11 protein-coding genes are annotated in these 16,872 nt (G+C 63.3%); 1 reads left to right on the forward strand and 10 read right to left on the reverse strand.

All coding sequences use genetic code 11. The features are described 5' to 3' along the window. Positions 1–56: 56 nt before the first annotated feature. Positions 57–5,612, forward strand: a complete 5,556-nt coding sequence (locus tag E2H86_RS03865) for a dermonecrotic toxin domain-containing protein (protein WP_133324888.1) — start codon at positions 57–59, stop codon at positions 5,610–5,612. Position 5,613: 1 nt separating this feature from the next. On the opposite strand, the gene hutG is transcribed toward E2H86_RS03865, so the two are convergent. The 10 genes from hutG to hutC all read right to left on the reverse strand — a co-directional run bounded on the left by hutG (position 5,614) and on the right by hutC (position 16,765). Beyond that, entirely contained in the window at positions 5,614–6,417 is an 804-nt protein-coding gene (gene hutG, locus E2H86_RS03870; protein ID WP_133324890.1) for an N-formylglutamate deformylase, read from the reverse strand. A gap of 11 nt (positions 6,418–6,428) precedes the next feature. Continuing rightward, positions 6,429–7,634 carry an imidazolonepropionase gene (hutI, locus tag E2H86_RS03875; RefSeq protein ID WP_133324892.1) on the reverse strand — a complete coding sequence of 402 codons (1,206 nt, stop codon included), beginning with the start codon at positions 7,632–7,634 and terminating at the stop codon, positions 6,429–6,431. 13 nt (positions 7,635–7,647) lie between these two features. Continuing rightward, positions 7,648–9,180, reverse strand: a complete 1,533-nt coding sequence (hutH, locus tag E2H86_RS03880; protein ID WP_133324894.1) for a histidine ammonia-lyase — start codon at positions 9,178–9,180, stop codon at positions 7,648–7,650. Positions 9,181–9,201: 21 nt separating this feature from the next. Continuing rightward, positions 9,202–10,725, reverse strand: a complete 1,524-nt coding sequence (locus E2H86_RS03885) for an HAL/PAL/TAL family ammonia-lyase (RefSeq protein WP_133324896.1) — start codon at positions 10,723–10,725, stop codon at positions 9,202–9,204. An 8-nt stretch (positions 10,726–10,733) separates the two neighbouring features. Then, positions 10,734–11,564 (reverse strand): quaternary amine ABC transporter ATP-binding protein, encoded by an 831-nt coding sequence (locus E2H86_RS03890; RefSeq protein WP_133324898.1) that lies wholly within the window; start codon positions 11,562–11,564, stop codon positions 10,734–10,736. Further along, positions 11,561–12,412 carry an ABC transporter permease gene (locus tag E2H86_RS03895; RefSeq protein ID WP_133324900.1) on the reverse strand — a complete coding sequence of 284 codons (852 nt, stop codon included), beginning with the start codon at positions 12,410–12,412 and terminating at the stop codon, positions 11,561–11,563. Before E2H86_RS03895 ends, E2H86_RS03890 begins: the two co-directional genes overlap by 4 nt. A 26-nt stretch (positions 12,413–12,438) precedes the next feature. Beyond that, on the reverse strand, positions 12,439–13,407 hold the full coding sequence (locus E2H86_RS03900; RefSeq protein ID WP_133324907.1) for an ABC transporter substrate-binding protein: 969 nt from the start codon (positions 13,405–13,407) through the stop codon (positions 12,439–12,441). A 75-nt stretch (positions 13,408–13,482) separates the two neighbouring features. Further along, positions 13,483–15,162, reverse strand: coding sequence for a urocanate hydratase (gene hutU, locus E2H86_RS03905; RefSeq protein ID WP_133324909.1), 1,680 nt, complete (start codon positions 15,160–15,162; stop codon positions 13,483–13,485). A 317-nt stretch (positions 15,163–15,479) separates the two neighbouring features. After that, positions 15,480–16,058 (reverse strand): HutD/Ves family protein, encoded by a 579-nt coding sequence (locus E2H86_RS03910; RefSeq protein WP_133324911.1) that lies wholly within the window; start codon positions 16,056–16,058, stop codon positions 15,480–15,482. Then, positions 16,055–16,765 carry a histidine utilization repressor gene (gene hutC / locus E2H86_RS03915; RefSeq protein ID WP_196171388.1) on the reverse strand — a complete coding sequence of 237 codons (711 nt, stop codon included), beginning with the start codon at positions 16,763–16,765 and terminating at the stop codon, positions 16,055–16,057. The genes E2H86_RS03910 and hutC overlap by 4 nt, the downstream gene beginning before the upstream one ends. Between the last annotated feature and the right edge of the window lie 107 nt (positions 16,766–16,872).

Genomic DNA, 16,872 nt, shown 5'->3' on the forward strand with positions numbered 1-16,872 from the left:
CGCACCCCGCCTGCGCTCCTGCCTAGCATGTCCTGCCTCACTGACGAGGCTTGATCATGAATCCCCCTGAAAACACCCCCCCTACCGGTCACGAGAACGTTGCCACGCTGATTGCGGGCAAGATCGCCCCCTGGATGCGACAGGCGTCCGCCGACACCCACCGCGAACTACGCGCCGCCAGCAAAGTACCCATCCCCTGGTTCGAACAGGCATGCCAGACAGCGCCACTTGCCGCGCGCACGCTGGTCGAGGACTACGCCCGCTACCGGACCCACGAGTCGCAGGTAACGGCGCGACTGGACACGCTCCCTACGCTTGAGTCATTCGCCAGAGCGCAACTGACGGCAGGTATCAAGGCGCGTTTCGGCCTGGACCTGGATGTCGACAAGACGTACCTGTTCAACACTGGCAAAGCCGTGACCTACCAGCAATACATGCAGGGTGACCCGATCCTCGGCGCCATGCGGGCATTCAGGATGGCCACCCAATCCCTGCTGCATTGCGCCATGCAGAACTTCGAGGCGTATGAAGCCCAAGCCAATGGACAGAACGGCGCGGGTCTTCCGGCCGCCGTACTGGACAGCAACCAGTTCCTAGGCCCCTGGCCGCTTGGCAAGGAGGTGGCGATCAGCGCCCACGAGTTCGCAGCGCTGTGCCGCGAGCTGGACATCGACGGCCAGTACCAGCGCCTGATCGACAAACTCTACACCGCCAATGAGGGCGAATCGGCCGATCAAGTGTGGGCAACCTTCAGCGACACCGAGCGCTGCGCCTTTCTACTGGAAGTCGACAGAGCGTTCCTGGCCAAGAAAATCGAGCTCCCGCTTCGCGAGGCCCTCTCGAGTCTCGCCCGCGACGGACAGTGCGAGTACCTCGGCAGCCCGCTGCGCTGCGCCTTCATCGAAGCCTTCGGCTCTCGAATCGAGGGCGCCCTGATGATTGGCCTGGTGCCCTTTGCCGAAAGGCTGCTGTCCTACGACCCCATCCATTTGCCGTTCAAGAACGTGCTGCTGACCTACCTGCCCGGTGCCCCGGATCCATTGGCCGTGCATGCCACTGGCCAGGCCGTGCAGACCCACGTGCGTGAGCAGTTCTGGGCCTGGGATGTACCGACCCTGCTGACCCGGATTCGCGCCTCCGAGCGCAGCGATTTTCTGCAAAAGCTGCTCGATTGCCTGAACCCCCCAGATTGGAACACCGTCAAGATGTTCCCAGGTCATCTTGGAGGGGAGGTGCAGCGAGCCCGGGACCCGAACGCGTGGGTGCCGCTCACGCTGCAAGCGTTCAACCGGCCACTGATCGACGAACTGGTCGCAGGGAAACGACAACAACTCAGGGACGATGCCCAGTTCCATGCCGTGCCCACCGCGATCGAAGACCAGAAAAGCGCGGCGAGGCGCTGGGCCTATTTCTCGCAGTTGGCGATGAACGCCATCAACCTCGGCGCCTTCTTCATCCCCGGTCTGGGCCAGCTGATGATGGGGTTGAGCGTGGCGCAACTGAGCTACGAACTGTTCGAGGGCCTGGAAAGTTGGGCCGACGGCGAACGCGATCAGGCGGTAGGCTACCTGCTGGATGTGATCGAGAATGTGGCATTCACCGCCGCCCTCGGGGCGGCTGGCAGCCGCCCCGGCATCCCCGCCGTGGAAAGAATCCCAGTGGAGACGCCTTCCTTCATCGAAGAACTCAAGACCGTCACCTTGCCCGATGGCAGTACCCGGCTGTGGAAACCAGACCTGCTGCCGTTCGCACATGACATCGTGCTGCCCGCAGGGCTGGAGCCCGATGAGTTCGGTTTGTACTACCACGAGGGCAAGACCTGGCTGGCTTTGGAAGACCGGTTCTTCGAACTGGGATCCGATGCGCAGAAAGGCGTGCACTACCTGGTCCATCCGCACAAACCGTCGAGCTACCAGCCGCCCCTGCAGCACAACGGTGCCGGCGCCTGGCTGCACGAACTGGACCAGCCCCGCAGCTGGACGCGCATGACCCTGTTCCGCCGCGCCGGCCCGCTGAGCGGGCAATTCGACGAGGCGACAGCTCAACACATCCTGCAGGTCAGCGACATCCACGAAGACGCGCTCAGGCGCATCGTGAGCGAAAATCAGAGACTGCCTGCGCTGATGGAGGACAGCCTGACCCGTTTCGATCTGGATCGTCAGATCCGCGAGACCCAGCCAGACGCGACACCCCAGCAACTGCACGAGGCCTTCGCCGACCAGTACGCCCAATCGCCCCAGCCGTCCATGCCCGAAGCCAGAACCCTGCACAGCCGCTACCCACGTCTGCCGACCAGCGTGGTCGAGGCGCTCGTGCGCGATGCGTCCAGCGCCGAGCGGCAGGCCCTGGCCGATGGACAGATACCCCTGCAGGTCGCCCATGAGGTTCGGGGCTATCAGCAACAGGTGCGTCTCGCCCGCGCCTACGAAGGACTCTACCTCGATTGCCCGCGCAACGACGACAGCGATCGCCTGATCCTGCATAGCCTGCCCCATCTTTCCGGATGGCCTGCGGACCTGGCCCTGAGCCTCGAGCTGCGTCAAAGCTGGCCATCGCACCTCGATACCATCGGCCCCAACGACGCCCCTGTGCACAGGCATATCATCAGTACTCGCAACGGCTATCTGATGATGCCTGGACCAGGCACCGCCCCTGCGTCGATGCACCCTTCGTTGCACCAGGCATTGTTCGAAACGCTGACCCCGGCCCAGCGCCAATCGCTGGACATCGACACGCCGCAAGCCCTGCGCCAACGTCTACGCCAAGCGCCACCCCTGCCGCGCGCGGCCCTCAGGCAAGTGCTGGGCCTGCGGGAGATTCACCCTGGATACCGCTCGCCCCTGCGGCTTGCCGATGGCCGCTTCGGTTATCCGTTAGGGGGCATGGGAGGCATGAGAGGAAACATCACTCGACGTGCCCTGCTCGCGCAGATCCAACAGGTCGGCCTGGACCAGGCCTTGTCCCGATCAGCGGAACAATTACTGACTGCCCTGGAAAATGCGGGTCTGAACCGCTCCGATATACGCAGCCGCTTGCGTGAGATATTAGTGCAGCGCGACGCCCTGCAAAGCGACCTGCAAGATTGGCGAGCACACCTGTCCGCCATGCCCGAACCACCGCAAATCGACTTCGACCGCTTACACAACGCACTTCAGGAGCACTGGTACGAAAGGGCGTTGCCGGAGCTCAATCGCAGGGAGCCTGTGCTGCGACTACACAACCTTTCGCTGTCACATTTTCCACTCGACCTACCCGCGTTTTTCAGGGAAAGCATCAGCCATCTAGTGCTGCAACAACCCCTCCTGGATCTCGTCCCCGGTTGGACGCAGCGAAGCCGGCATATCACTCGTTTTCTGCGGCAGTTCCCCAACCTGCGTTCCTTGGAAATGTATGGCCCGGTACAGCCCGACGCCTTCGTGTTCGCGATACCCGTCATTGCCGAGCATTTGCCACGGCTCGAAAGCTTGACCCTGATGGACCTGAACATTGAGGTTTGCGCCCTCGATATCGCCAGTCTACGCGGGCTGGCGCATCTGCGGTCTTTGAACTTGGCGGGCAATCGCTGGCGTCTGAGCTCACCACCGGACTTCAGCAGGCTCTCCCTGGACACCCTCATACTGGATCGCATGGACCTGGGCCAATGGCCAGAGGCACTGGGCATCAATGCCTTGCAGCGTATCGGCGAGCTGGCCATGCGTGAGAACGGGCTGAGGTTGTTGCCGGCTTTTCTGCTTGAAAACCGGCTAGACCTGGCACGTCACCCCACGATTTCGCTGCAAGGCAACGACATCATCGGCGAACACCTGCAACGGATACTGCTCAATGAAGATGGTCGCGCCCCACTGTTCGATGTGGATGTGTCCGACATCCTCAACGCACGACTGGCACGCTACCGCCAGCAACGGCAAGTCATTCACGACATCCTGGACAACTGGGCCAACGCCTCCGGCTCCAGCAGCTCGCCGGACGCCACCATCACTGTGCAGCGCAACAGGATCGGCGATGCCATCAATACTTTCTGGCGCCATCAGGAGCAAGGGATACAGCATGCACCGTTGCGCCTGGAAGAGGTCGACCTGGCCAACTTCCCGATGCGCCTGCCTTCGTTCCTCGAAGAGCGGGTGCTCAGCCTGACCCTGTCCCAGGTCACCGGAACCACGGAGCAACTTGCCGCCCTGCTCCAGCGATTTGCCAACGTCACCGAACTCAACATCGATGGCCAGGTGAACGCCGACTCGAATCTAACCTCCGCGCTGCTGCAGCGCCCGGGCCTGATGGACGTGGGGCTGCGCAACATGGACCTGGAGATCAACGACGCACTGCTCGCCACCCTGGCCGGCTTGGAACACCTGCGCTCCCTGGATCTGTCCGGCAACCGGATGGGCAATGTCGGTACTCCGCCCGCCGCCTTGCAGCCGTTACGCCGCCTCGATCTCAACGATATGGCACTGCGCGAATGGCCGGACTGGGTCAACCAGTTGTTGCCACTGGATGTACTGGAGCTCAGCGGTAATGAGCTGACGGAACTGCCCCCTTTCGTGCTGAGCAACCTGGAAAGCAGATTCCCCATTTCCTCCATCGCGCTATACGGCAACCCACTGAGTAACGAAACCATCACGCGCGCGCGCGGATCCTCGGACAGCCAGCGCAGCTTCACGTTCGCCATGGATCTGCCGCATGACATACAAGAGCTGTATTGGTCGAACGAAGAGATCGAACAGGGTCATCTGCACATACCCGTCCCCGTCGCTGTCGAGGGCGAGCCCAGTGCCGCGGACTGGTTGCACGCTTCCGTGGACGAAAACAACGGGCTGCAGAGCGCTTGGGAGGGGCTCGAAGAAAACGGGCAAGCACCCTATCTCCTGGAGCTGATCGGTCGCCTCAGGCAGACGGGGGTCTATACGAATCCCCTTCTGCGCACCGAACTGTGCCGACGTGTACGCCGGGTACTGGCCATCGCGCTGAACAACGCGCAGCAACGCTATCTGTTCAACCTGATCGCCGAGGATCAGTTGTCGCAGCCCCATCCCACGTGCAAGGACGGCATACTGCTGTTGTTCCAGAGCATCGAGATGCTGATCGCCAACCAGCGTATAATCGACACTGCCTCCGACACACCAGAGGGCATGTACCGCGAACTACGCCGCCTGTTCCGCGTGCAGGAACTGGATGAATACGCGATCAGCAAGGCTGCTGGCCGGGACGAAGCCGAGGTACGCCTGGCCTTCAGGCTCAATCTGAATGAAGACCTCGCGCTGGGTCTGCCTCCAGATGAAATGAGTTTCGCATCCTGCGCCGACCTGAAGCAGCCGGAAGTGCTGGCTGCCAGGACGGAGATTCAACGAGCGGAGCATGGCGAGCCCTTCCTCCTGTTCGCAATCCAGCAGGAAGGATGGAGACGCTACCTGCGCCACCAGCACGCCGACCGCTTCGAGGCCATCGAGCAGGACTACCAGGCCCGGGTGCTGGCATTGCCGGATGCTTTTCCTGGTACTCCTATCGAGCACCTGGGCGCCGAGTACAAAGCGCTGGAAAATGACAAAGCGTCCAGGGAGAACGAGCTGATTCGCGAACTGACCATTCTCGCCAACCCAGAGCGCGAGGCGCTGTGAATCAACCGCCGTAACGTGCGCTGCCCCAGTGCAGCGCAGTCTCCAACAACCGCCGCAAGACGGCCTGGGTAGGTCGTGCCAGGTCGTCGCGGTAGGTGAACGGCTCCACTTCATCCATGTAGGTGCTTTGCGCCAGCTCCAACTGCACCGCATGGATGTCCTTGGCCGGGTCGCCGTAGTGCCGGGTGATGTAGCCACCTTTGAAACGACCATTGAGCACGTGGCTGTAGCCTTGGGCTTGGCGGCAGGCATCCTCGAGCCGCGCGGCCAGGTCGGCGTCGCAGCTGGCACCATCGAATGTGCCGAGATTGAAGTCCGGTAGCTTGCCGTCGAACAGGCGTGGGACCTGCGAGCGAATCGAATGGGCGTCCCACAGCAGTGCATAGCCAAAGGTGTCGCGCAGGCGTGCCAGTTCCTGGGCAATGGCTGCGTGGTAAGGCCGCCAGATTCGCTCAAGGTAGGTGTCGCGCTCGCCAGCGCTGGGAGCTTGGCCCGCCTTGAACAGAGGCTCGCCATCGAACAGCGTGGCCGGATACAAGCCTGTGGTGGCACCGGTGTAAAGCGGCGTGTCGTCATCCGGACGATTGAGGTCGATGACGAACCGCGAGTACTCGGCCGCGACCACGCTGGCGCCCATCTCGCGGGCGAAATCGTACAGCTGCGGGATGTGCCAATCGGTGTCGGGCAAGCTACGCGCCTGATCGACCAGACCGTCGCGCACGGCGGGCGTGAGGTTCAGGCCTGCGTGGGGCATGCTGATCAGCAGCGGCAACCGGCCTTTGTGGTAATGCAGTACGTTATCCATCCTGGCCTCGCTCAATTGGAGATTTCATGGCCCTTGCGCACCACGCGCTTGGGCAGGTCGCCGCCGAGCCAGTAGGCCAGGTCGGCAGGGCGTTCGATGTGCCAGGCGACGAAGTCGGCCACCTTGCCGACCTCCAGCGATCCATGGCTGTCGCCCAGACCCAGCGCCGCGGCGGCATGCAGGGTGACGCCGGCCAGGGCCTCTTCCGGGGTCAGGCGAAACAGCGTGCAACCCAGGTTCAGCATCAGGCGCAACGACAGCCCTGGCGAGGTGCCTGGGTTGAGGTCGCTGGCCAGGGCGATCTTCACGCCGTGGCGGCGCAAGGCATCGAGCGGCGGCAGTTGGGTTTCACGCAGGAAGTAGAAGGCGCCTGGCAGCAGCACCGCCACGGTGCCGGCCTGGGCCATGGCGCGGGCATCGTCTTCGGTCATGAATTCCAGGTGATCTGCCGACAATGCCTGATAGCGTGCAGCCAGGCTCGAACCGTGCAGTGACGACAACTGCTCAGCATGCAATTTGACCGGTACGCCCAGTTCGCGCGCTTTGATGAAGACCTTCTCGACTTGCGCCGGCGAGAACGCCAGGTGCTCGCAGAAGGCGTCCACCGCATCCACCAACCCTTCGCCTACCAGCGCAGGAAGCATCTCGTCGCAGATGTGGGCGATGTAGTCGTCGGCCCTGCCGGCGTACTCCGGTGGCAGGGCGTGGGCGGCCAGGCAGGTGGCGCGCACCGCCAGCGGCAACTCGTCGGCCAGACGCCGGATCACACGCAGCATCTTGCGCTCGTTGGCCAGATCCAGACCGTAACCGGACTTGATCTCGATGGTGGTCATGCCATCCCGCATCAAGGCCTGGACCCGTTGTCGGGCACTGGCGAACAGTTCGTCCTCGCTGGCCGCCCGGGTGGCCCGCACAGTGCTGGCGATGCCGCCACCCTGGGCGGCGATCTCGGCGTAGCTCACACCTTGCAGACGCTGCTCGAACTCACCGCTGCGGTTGCCACCGAACACGGCGTGGGTGTGGCAGTCGATCAGACCCGGGGTGACCCAGGCGCCGTTCAGCTCCATCGTGCGGCCAATCTCCAGCGGCGGCAGTTCGCCACGCGGGCCGATCCACTCGATCAGGCCGGCGTTGCTGACAATGGCCGCGTCCTCGATGATCGAGTAGCTGCCTTGGGCCATGGTTGCCGCGTGGCAATGCTGCCAAAGGGTTCTCATGCGGGTACTCCTGTCAGAGGCTGGGCAACACACCGGCTGGCAACAGCGCGGTCAACCTGCCTTCAGCCAACAAGGCGCTGGCCACTTCGATGTCCGGCGAGAAGAAGCGGTCGCGGTCATAATGCGGCACCTCGCGGCGCAGCACCTGGCGCGCCTGCTCCAGCTTCGCCGAGGTTTTCAACCCCTCGCGCAGGTCCAAGCCCTGGCAGGCGCCCAACCATTCGATGGCCAGCACGCCACGGGTGTTCTCGGCCATTTCCCACAGGCGCTTGCCAGCGGCTGGCGCCATGGACACATGGTCTTCCTGATTGGCCGAGGTCGGCAGGCTGTCGACGCTGTGTGGATGGGACAGGGCCTTGTTCTCGCTGGCCAGCGCGGCGGCGGTGACCTGGGCGATCATGAACCCAGAGTTGACGCCACCGTTTTCCACCAGGAACGGCGGCAGCTGGGACATGTGCTTGTCCATCATCAGCGAGATGCGGCGCTCGCTCAGCGCGCCGATCTCGGCGATGGCCAGGGCGATGTTGTCGGCGGCCATCGCCACCGGCTCGGCGTGGAAGTTGCCGCCGGATATCACATCGCCCTGCTCGGCGAACACCAGCGGGTTGTCGGACACGGCATTGGACTCCACCGCCAGCACCTGCGCCGCCTGGCGCAACTGGGTCAGGCAGGCGCCCATGACCTGAGGCTGACAACGCAGGGAGTATGGATCCTGGACCTTGCCGCAGTTCTGGTGCGAGCGCGACACTTCGGTCGATTCGCCGAGCAGGTCACGGAAGCAGGCCGCGGTATCGATCTGCCCAGGTTGGCCGCGCGCAGCATGAATGCGGGCATCGAACGGCGCCCGCGAGCCAAGCGCGGCTTCCACGGTCAGCCCGCCACAGGTGATGGCTGCCGCGAACAGGTCTTCGGCCTGGAACAGGCCGCGCAACGCATAGGCCGTGGAAGCCTGAGTTCCGTTGAGCAGTGCCAGGCCTTCCTTGGCAGCCAGCGTCAGCGGCTCGAGACCGGCAATGGCCAGGGCTTCGCTGGCCGGCAGCCATTCACCTTGGTAGCGCGCCTTGCCTTCGCCCAGCAGCACCAGCGACATGTGCGCCAGCGGCGCGAGGTCGCCGGAAGCGCCGACCGAGCCCTTGAGCGGGATGTGCGGGTAGACTTCGGCGTTGACCAAGGCGATCAGCGCATCGATGACCTTGCGCCGAATACCTGAAAAGCCCCGGCTCAGGCTGTTGATCTTCAGCACCATGATCAGCCGCACCATGGCATCGTCCAGCGGCGCGCCGATACCGGCGGCGTGGGACAACACCAACGAGCGCTGGAGGTTCTCCAGGTCATGGCTGGCGATACGGGTCGAGGCCAGCAGGCCGAAACCGGTGTTGATGCCGTAGGCCGTGCGGTCTTCGGCGATGATGCGCTCGACGCAGGCGACGCTGGCGTCGATGCCTGCGTCAGCGCTCGGGTCCAGGGCCAGGCGAACCGGTGCGTGATGGATTTGGCGCAATTGCGCCAAGGTGAGGCTGCCGGGAACCAGGTTGAAAGCTTGCATGTGCAGGCTCCTTGTTGTTGTTCAGTTCAGCGCCGACAGCACAGGCTGCGGCAACCGGGGATCTTTGAGCAGGGCTGCGGCACAGGCGATGTCCGGTGCCAGCCAACGGTCCTGCAGGTAGGCTGGGACCTGCTCGCGCAGCAGACGCCAGGCAGCGTCGGTACCGATGCCCAGGCATTGCTCCTTGAGGAACTCGAAGGCCTGGGCTGCCAGCAGATACTCGATGGCGAGGATCTGGGTGCAGTTTTCCAGCACTTGATGCAGTTTCAACGCAGCATTGGTGCCCAGGCTGAGGTGGTCTTCCTGCAAGCCCGAGGTGACGAAATTGTCGAGCACGGCCGGTTGCGCCAGCTGACGGTTCTGCGCGCACAGCGAGGCCGCGACGTACTGGGCGATCATCATCCCCGAATTGACGCCAGGCTCGCTGACCAGGAAGGCCGGCAGCCCGCTGACGTGCGGGTTCACCAGGCGGTCCAGACGACGCTCGGCGATCGAACCGATCTCGGCCATGGCGATGGCCAGCAGGTCTGCGGCCATGGCCACCGACTGACCATGGGGATTGGCCTGGGAGACCACACGGAAGTCCTCCGGGGTGCCCAGCAGCAAGGGGTTGTCGTTGGCGCCATTGAGTTCTGCCTCGATCTGCCGTGCCGCATGGGCGAACTGGTCGCGGGCAGCGCCATGCACCTGCGGAATCGAACGAATGCTCAGGGCATCCTGGGTGCGCATGCCTTTGCTGGTGGCAATCACCTCGCTGCCCTGGAGCAAGGCACGCAGATTCGCACCTACCACCTGCATGCCCGGATGCGGCTTGAGTGCAATGATCTCCGGATCGAAGGCGGCGATCTGTCCACGCAACGCCTCGAAGCTCATGGCCCCGATCACATCAGCCCATTGCAGCAAGCGGCTGGCATCGTCCAACGCCAGGCTGGCCAAACCGGTCATGCACGGCGTGCCGTTGACCAGGCACAGGCCATCCTTGGCACCCAGCTGGACAGGCGCCAGCCCCTCGGCGCCCAGGGCCTGGGCAGCTTCCACGACCTGCCCGCGATAGCTGACCTTGCCGATACCCAGCAGGCACACGCCGACATGGGCCATGTGGGTCAGGTAACCCACCGAACCCTGGGACGGCACCTGGGGCGTGATGCCATGGTTGAGCAGCGCCAGCAGCGCCTCGACCACGCCCCGCTGCAGGCCGGACTTGCCATGGCTGTAGTTGACGATGGCGGCGCAGATGATCGCCCTGGTCTGCTCATCGGGCAGCACCGGCCCCACACCACAGGCGTGACTGAGCAAGGTGTTGCGCGACAGCGCGCTCAGCTGATCGCCTTGCAGCGAGACGTTGCACAGCGCGCCGAGGCCGGTGTTGACCCCATAGGCCCGCTCGCCGCTCTCGACGATATGCCGCACGATGGCCTCGGCATTGTCGATGCGCGCCCACACCGCAGGTGCCAGCTCAAGCCGAGCGCCATGGCGGGCGACGGCGGCGATGTCCTGCCAGCGCACCGGGGCGCCAGTGATGACCACGGTTTCGCCTTGCGACATGGCGCTTCTCATACCGCAACCGCCCGGCGCTGGACGAAACGATCAACGTATTCGTCAGCGGGGTTGTGCAGAATCTGGTGCGGCGTACCGACCTGGATCAGGCGACCATCCTTGAGAATGGCGATGCGGTTGCCGATGCGCACGGCTTCATCCAGGTCATGGGTGATGAACACGATGGTCTTGTGCAGGGTCTTCTGCAGATCGAGCAACTGATCCTGCATTTCGGCGCGAATCAGCGGGTCCAGAGCGCTGAACGCCTCGTCCATGAGGATGATGTCAGTGTCCGCTGCCAGGGCACGGGCCAGGCCGACACGCTGGCGCATGCCCCCCGACAGCTGGTGCGGATACTTCTTCTCGTAGCCCTTCAGGCCTACGGTCTCGATCCACTGCTGGGCACGCTCGGCGCACAGTTGCTTGCTCTCGCCACGCACTTTCAGGCCATAGGCGACGTTGTCCAGGACATTACGGTGCGGCAACAGGCCGAAGCTCTGGAACACCATGCTGATCTTGCGCCGACGAAATTCGCGCAAGGCTTCCATGTCGTACTGAAGAATGTCCTCGCCATCGACCAGGATCTGCCCGCTGGTGGGGTCGATCAGACGATTGAAGTGGCGCACCAGAGTGGATTTGCCGGAACCGGACAGGCCCATGATCACGAAGATCTCGCCACTGCCGATGGACAGCGACAGGTCGTTGACCCCCACCACGCAACCGGTCTGCGCCAGCACCTGGTCCTTGCTCTGCTTGTTGCGGATCAGCCGCAACGCTTCCTCGGCGCGGTCACCGAAGATCTTGAAGACATTCTTCACCTCGATCTTGTTGATCGCCTGCGTGTTCATTTGCTCACCTCATGGCGTGGCCGGCCATAGGCCTGGGTAATGCGGTCGATCACCACCGCGAGAATGACGATAGCCAGGCCCGCTTCCAGGCCACGGCCGACGTTGAGGGTCTGGATCCCGACCAGCACGTCCTCGCCCAGCCCACGGGCACCGATCATCGAGGCGATCACCACCATCGACAGCGCCATCATGGTGGTCTGGTTGATGCCGGCCATGATGCTTGGCAGTGCCAGCGGCAACTGTACGCCGAATAACTGCTGCCAGCGGTTGGCGCCGAAGGCGTTGATGGCCTCCATCACTTCGCCGTCGACCTGACGAATGCCCAGGTCGGTCAGGCGGATCAGAGGCGGCGCGGCGTAGATCACGGTGGCGAAGATAGCCGGCACCTTGCCCAGGCCGAACAGCATCAACACCGGAATCAGGTACACGAAGCTTGGCATGGTCTGCATGATATCCAGCAGCGGCATCAGCACTGCGCGCAGGCGGTTGCTGCGCGCAGACAGAATCCCCAGCGGGATGCCCACCAGCACCGAGATCAAGGTCGCCACCAGCATCAGCGCCAAGGTCTGCATCAGCTTGTCCCAGAGGCCGACAGCGCCGACCAGGAACAGCAGGCCGGCGATCACCAGGGTCGGCAGAATGCGCCGCGTGGCGTGCCAGGCGATGGCGGCCACCACCGCCAGCATCAGCCACCAGGGTGTGGCGCGCAGCAAGCCTTCGAGGCTGACGATTGCCCAGAGCAGGGTGTCGGAAATGTGCCGGAACACATCCCCGTAATTGGTCACCAGGGCGTCGACCCAGCCATTGACCCAATCGGCGATGGAGAATGTCAGGTTGTCAGGAAACATAGGTTCCACTCATCAGCTGAGGACGCTCAGAGCGCCGCGTTGATCTTCTTGGCGGCATCCGCGCCGACCCAGGACTGCCAGACTTCAGGATGTTCCTTGAGAAACGCCTTGGCCAGTTCCGGCGACTCGATCCGATCCTTGGTCATGCGCGCCAGGTTCTGGTTGAGCAGATCGATCGGCAGATTGACCTTCTCCAGCACCGCCACCAGTTCGGGGGCTTGGTCATGGAACACCTTGGACAGGCCGACCTTGATCGTCACGGATTTGTTCACGCCCGCTTTCTCCTGCAGCTTGACCAGGTCGACCTGGCCCATCAATGGAGTCGGCGTCCAGTAGTAGAAGAGGATCGGCTCGCCGCGCTTGTAGCTCGACAGCACTGCGGCATCCAGTGCCGGGCCCGTGCCGGGACGGAAGTTGGTGTAGCTGCTTTCCAGGCCGTATTCCTTGAGCATCTTGGAGTTGTCCAGCTCACAGGTCCAACCGGCCGGACAGTTGTAGAAGCGGCCTTTGCTCGGCTCCTCCTGGTCCTTGAACACGCTGGAATACTTGGCCAGGTCGGCGACGTTGTGCAGGTATGGTGCCTTGGCTTCGAGCTTGCGCTTGGCATCGCCTTCGATCACATAGCGCGGCACGTACCAGCCCTCCTCTGCGCCCACGACCGGGGCACCGACCCCCACCACCTTGCCGGCGGCTTCGGCCTTGTTCCAGACCTCGCTGCGGCCCACCCACTCCTCGGCGAACACCTGAATGTCATTGGTGCCCAGGGCGTTCTCCATGGTGATGGAGTTTCCGGGCAGGCTGTCGGTCTCGCAGCCGTAGCCGTGCTTGAGTACGAATTGCATCACGTCGGTCAGCAGCATGCCGCTTTCCCAGTTCAGCCCGGCGAACTTCACCGGCTTGCCGGATTCACACCAGCCTGCGGCCTGACTGCTACCGGCAGCACCGAGCAAACCCAGGGCGAACAGCGAGGCGAGCAGGGTCTTGTTGGTTTTCATTGCGTGACGCTCCCAAACTTGTAAGTGGACATCGGCAGGGATTGAAAAGAGGGGCCGAGGCCCCTTGCCGGCTCGTCAGCCAGTGATCATCGGCAGGTTCAGGCCCTGCTCTTTGGCGCAATCGATCGCAATCTGGTACCCCGCATCGGCATGGCGCATCACGCCAGTGGCCGGATCGTTGGTCAGCACGCGGGCGATACGCTCAGCAGCTTCGTCGGTGCCGTCACAGACGATGACCATACCCGAATGCTGCGAGAAGCCCATGCCCACCCCGCCGCCATGGTGCAGCGACACCCAGGTGGCGCCGCTGGCGGTGTTGAGCAGGGCGTTGAGCAGCGGCCAGTCAGATACGGCATCGGAACCGTCGCGCATGGCTTCGGTTTCGCGGTTGGGGCTCGATACCGAGCCGGAATCCAGATGGTCACGGCCGATCACGATCGGTGCCGACAGCTCGCCGCTGCGCACCATTTCGTTGAACGCCAGGCCCAACTTCGCCCGCAGGCCCAGGCCAACCCAGCAGATACGCGCCGGCAGGCCCTGGAAGCTGATGCGTTCACGGGCCATGTCCAGCCAGCGGTGCAGGTGGGCGTCGTCCGGGATCAGTTCCTTGACCTTGGCGTCGGTCTTGTAGATGTCCTCGGCATCACCGGACAGCGCCGCCCAGCGGAACGGGCCAATGCCACGGCAGAACAGAGGACGGATGTAGGCCGGCACGAAGCCTGGGAAGTCGAAGGCGTTGCTCACCCCCTCCTCCTTGGCCATCTGACGGATGTTGTTGCCATAGTCGAAGGTCGGGATGCCCTGTTTCTGGAAGTCGAGCATGGCCTGGACGTGCACGGCCATGGACTGCTTGGCGGCCTTGACCACCGCAGCCGGTTCGGTCTGGGCACGGTCGCGGTACTGCTCCCAGGTCCAACCGACCGGCAGGTAGCCATTGAGCGGGTCGTGGGCGCTGGTCTGGTCGGTGACCATGTCCGGACGCACCCCACGCTTGACCAGCTCAGGCAGAATCTCGGCGGCGTTACCGTGCAAGGCGATGGAGATGGCCTTGCCTTCGGCGGTGTACTTGGCGATGCGCGCCAGGGCGTCGTCCAGGTCGGTGGCCTGCTCATCCACGTACCGAGTCTGCAGGCGGAAGTCGATGCGGCTCTGCTGGCATTCGATGTTCAACGAGCAGGCACCGGCCAGGGTCGCGGCCAGCGGCTGGGCGCCGCCCATGCCGCCCAGGCCGGCGGTCAGTACCCATTTGCCCTTGAGGTTGCCGTTGTAGTGCTGGCGACCGGCCTCGACGAAGGTTTCATAGGTGCCCTGCACGATGCCCTGGCTGCCGATGTAGATCCAGCTGCCGGCGGTCATCTGGCCGTACATGGCCAGGCCCTTGGCATCGAGCTCGTTGAAATGCTCCCAGTTGGCCCAGTGCGGCACCAGGTTGGAGTTGGCGATCAACACACGCGGGGCATTGGCGTGGGTCTTGAACACGCCGACCGGCTTGCCCGACTGCACCAGCAGGGTTTCGTCATCGTTCAGGTTGGTCAGGCTCTCGACGATCTTGTCGTAGCAGGCCCAGTTGCGCGCGGCGCGGCCGATGCCACCGTAGACCACCAGCTCCTTGGGGTTCTCCGCCACTTGCGGGTCGAGGTTGTTCATCAGCATGCGCAGCGGTGCTTCGGTCAGCCAGCTCTTGGCGGTCAGCTTGTTGCCACGCGGGGCACGAATCTCGACGTCACGGAATTTGTTCAGGTTGTTGTCAGTCACGAAAAGTGCTCCTTGAGCGATCTATCCAAACCCGACGTGATCGGCGGGCCAGTGGTGCGTTGTGTCACACGCGAAAGGGACGGCCTATCCACTTTCGCGCACTTGGCTTTACTTGTACATACAAGCATATGCAATTGAATTGCCAAGTCGCTTACCTGGGCACGCGACCGCCACCTGTGAAGAGCAGGAAAACCCCGTCATTCGGGGGCTGGGGGACGTGAGAAAAATCTGAAAGGACGATGCGAGGAAAGACTCAGGTCAAGGCGGCATTGCGCCACCTTGGGACATTCGGTAACAGAATGCGCGATTGCAGTGCGTTACCGGGAAACGTCGCTCAGTTCGATGACACAGCACAACCCAATGATCGCCAGCTCCACCAGCTGTTCGTTGTCGCTCAGGCGCAGGCAGTCATAGCGGTCGAGGTCATCCACAGGCTGGCCGCCGACACTCAGTTGCAGCTGAGCCTGCCCGCTGAACACCAGCAAGGTGCTCGCGGCACTGAACAATCGGGTGCTGCCATTGAACCACTGCAGGCGTGCCCGGTAACGCTCCGGAGCATAGATGAGGTTGAAATCGCGAATCGGCCCACCCAGCAGGTGACAGCTCACCTGGCTGTGGCCATCGAAGGCGAACGCATCGAACGGTAACAATGGCCGCGATGCGACACCATCGACACTGAGGCGCATGCCGTCACCCTGCAACACCGTGATGATCCGCTGGTAGCCGGCGAAGCTGGAAAATCCGCCTGATGCTTCGATATCGGCAATGGAAAGCCGCCAGCCGAAACCGTCCAGACCATCCCCCGAATCGCGGGTGATCTCTTCCGTGAAACCGCCACCGTTCTTCCAAGGCATGCGCGGGTAATCCCGAGCGCGTAAGCACTGCAACTGGCTCATTTGCTGAAACGTCCTTCCAGGCGATGACGGGAACCGGGGTGGATCAACCGCGCAGCGGTCACCGGTAGACGACCCGACCAGGTACGGCGGCGGATCAGCAGGCAAGGCTCGCCACGCTCGATCTGCAGCAATTGGCACTCATCGGGGTCAGCGAGGATGGCCTCGACCACGTGCTCGCCTTCGGTCAGCGGTGCGACCTGGGACAGGTAGGCATAGGGAGTCTGGCGGGTGAAATCCTGCTTGAGGTAATCCGGGGCGATCGCCGCATTGACGTAGCGGTCCTCGATCTGCACCGGTACGCCATTCTCGTAATGCACGATCAACGAGTGGTACACCCGCTGACCTTCGCGCATGTCCAAGGCCAGCGCGCGCTCGGAGCCGGCCGCCTCTTCGGCGAGGGTGATGACCTGACAGCTATGCTGGTGGCCACGGGCGGCAATTTCGTCGGCGATGTTATGAACTTCGAACAGCGCCGAACGGGTCTTGGGTTCGGCGACGAAGGTACCCACGCCCTGCATGCGGATCAAGAGGCCCTCCGCGGTCAACTCGCGCAGCGCGCGGTTGATGGTCATGCGGCTGAAACCGAGCTCGCTGACCAGCTCGCTCTCCGAGGGAACCCGATGGTGTGGCGGCCAGCTACCGTTTTCGATCTGCTGGATGATCATCTGCTTGACCCGCGCATACAGCGGCGCCGGCCCTTCGCCCATCTGGGCGACCAACGTGGAGACAGGAGGTGTCGGCACGGCGTTTGTCCTTGTGCGAATTGATTGAGCGGTAGCTTGCCGGAGTTTACCCGGCAGGCAAACGGCTGTAT

Origin of the sequence: Pseudomonas putida, assembly GCF_004357765.1 — a bacterium.
In the GTDB taxonomy this organism is placed as follows: domain Bacteria; phylum Pseudomonadota; class Gammaproteobacteria; order Pseudomonadales; family Pseudomonadaceae; genus Aquipseudomonas; species Aquipseudomonas putida_U.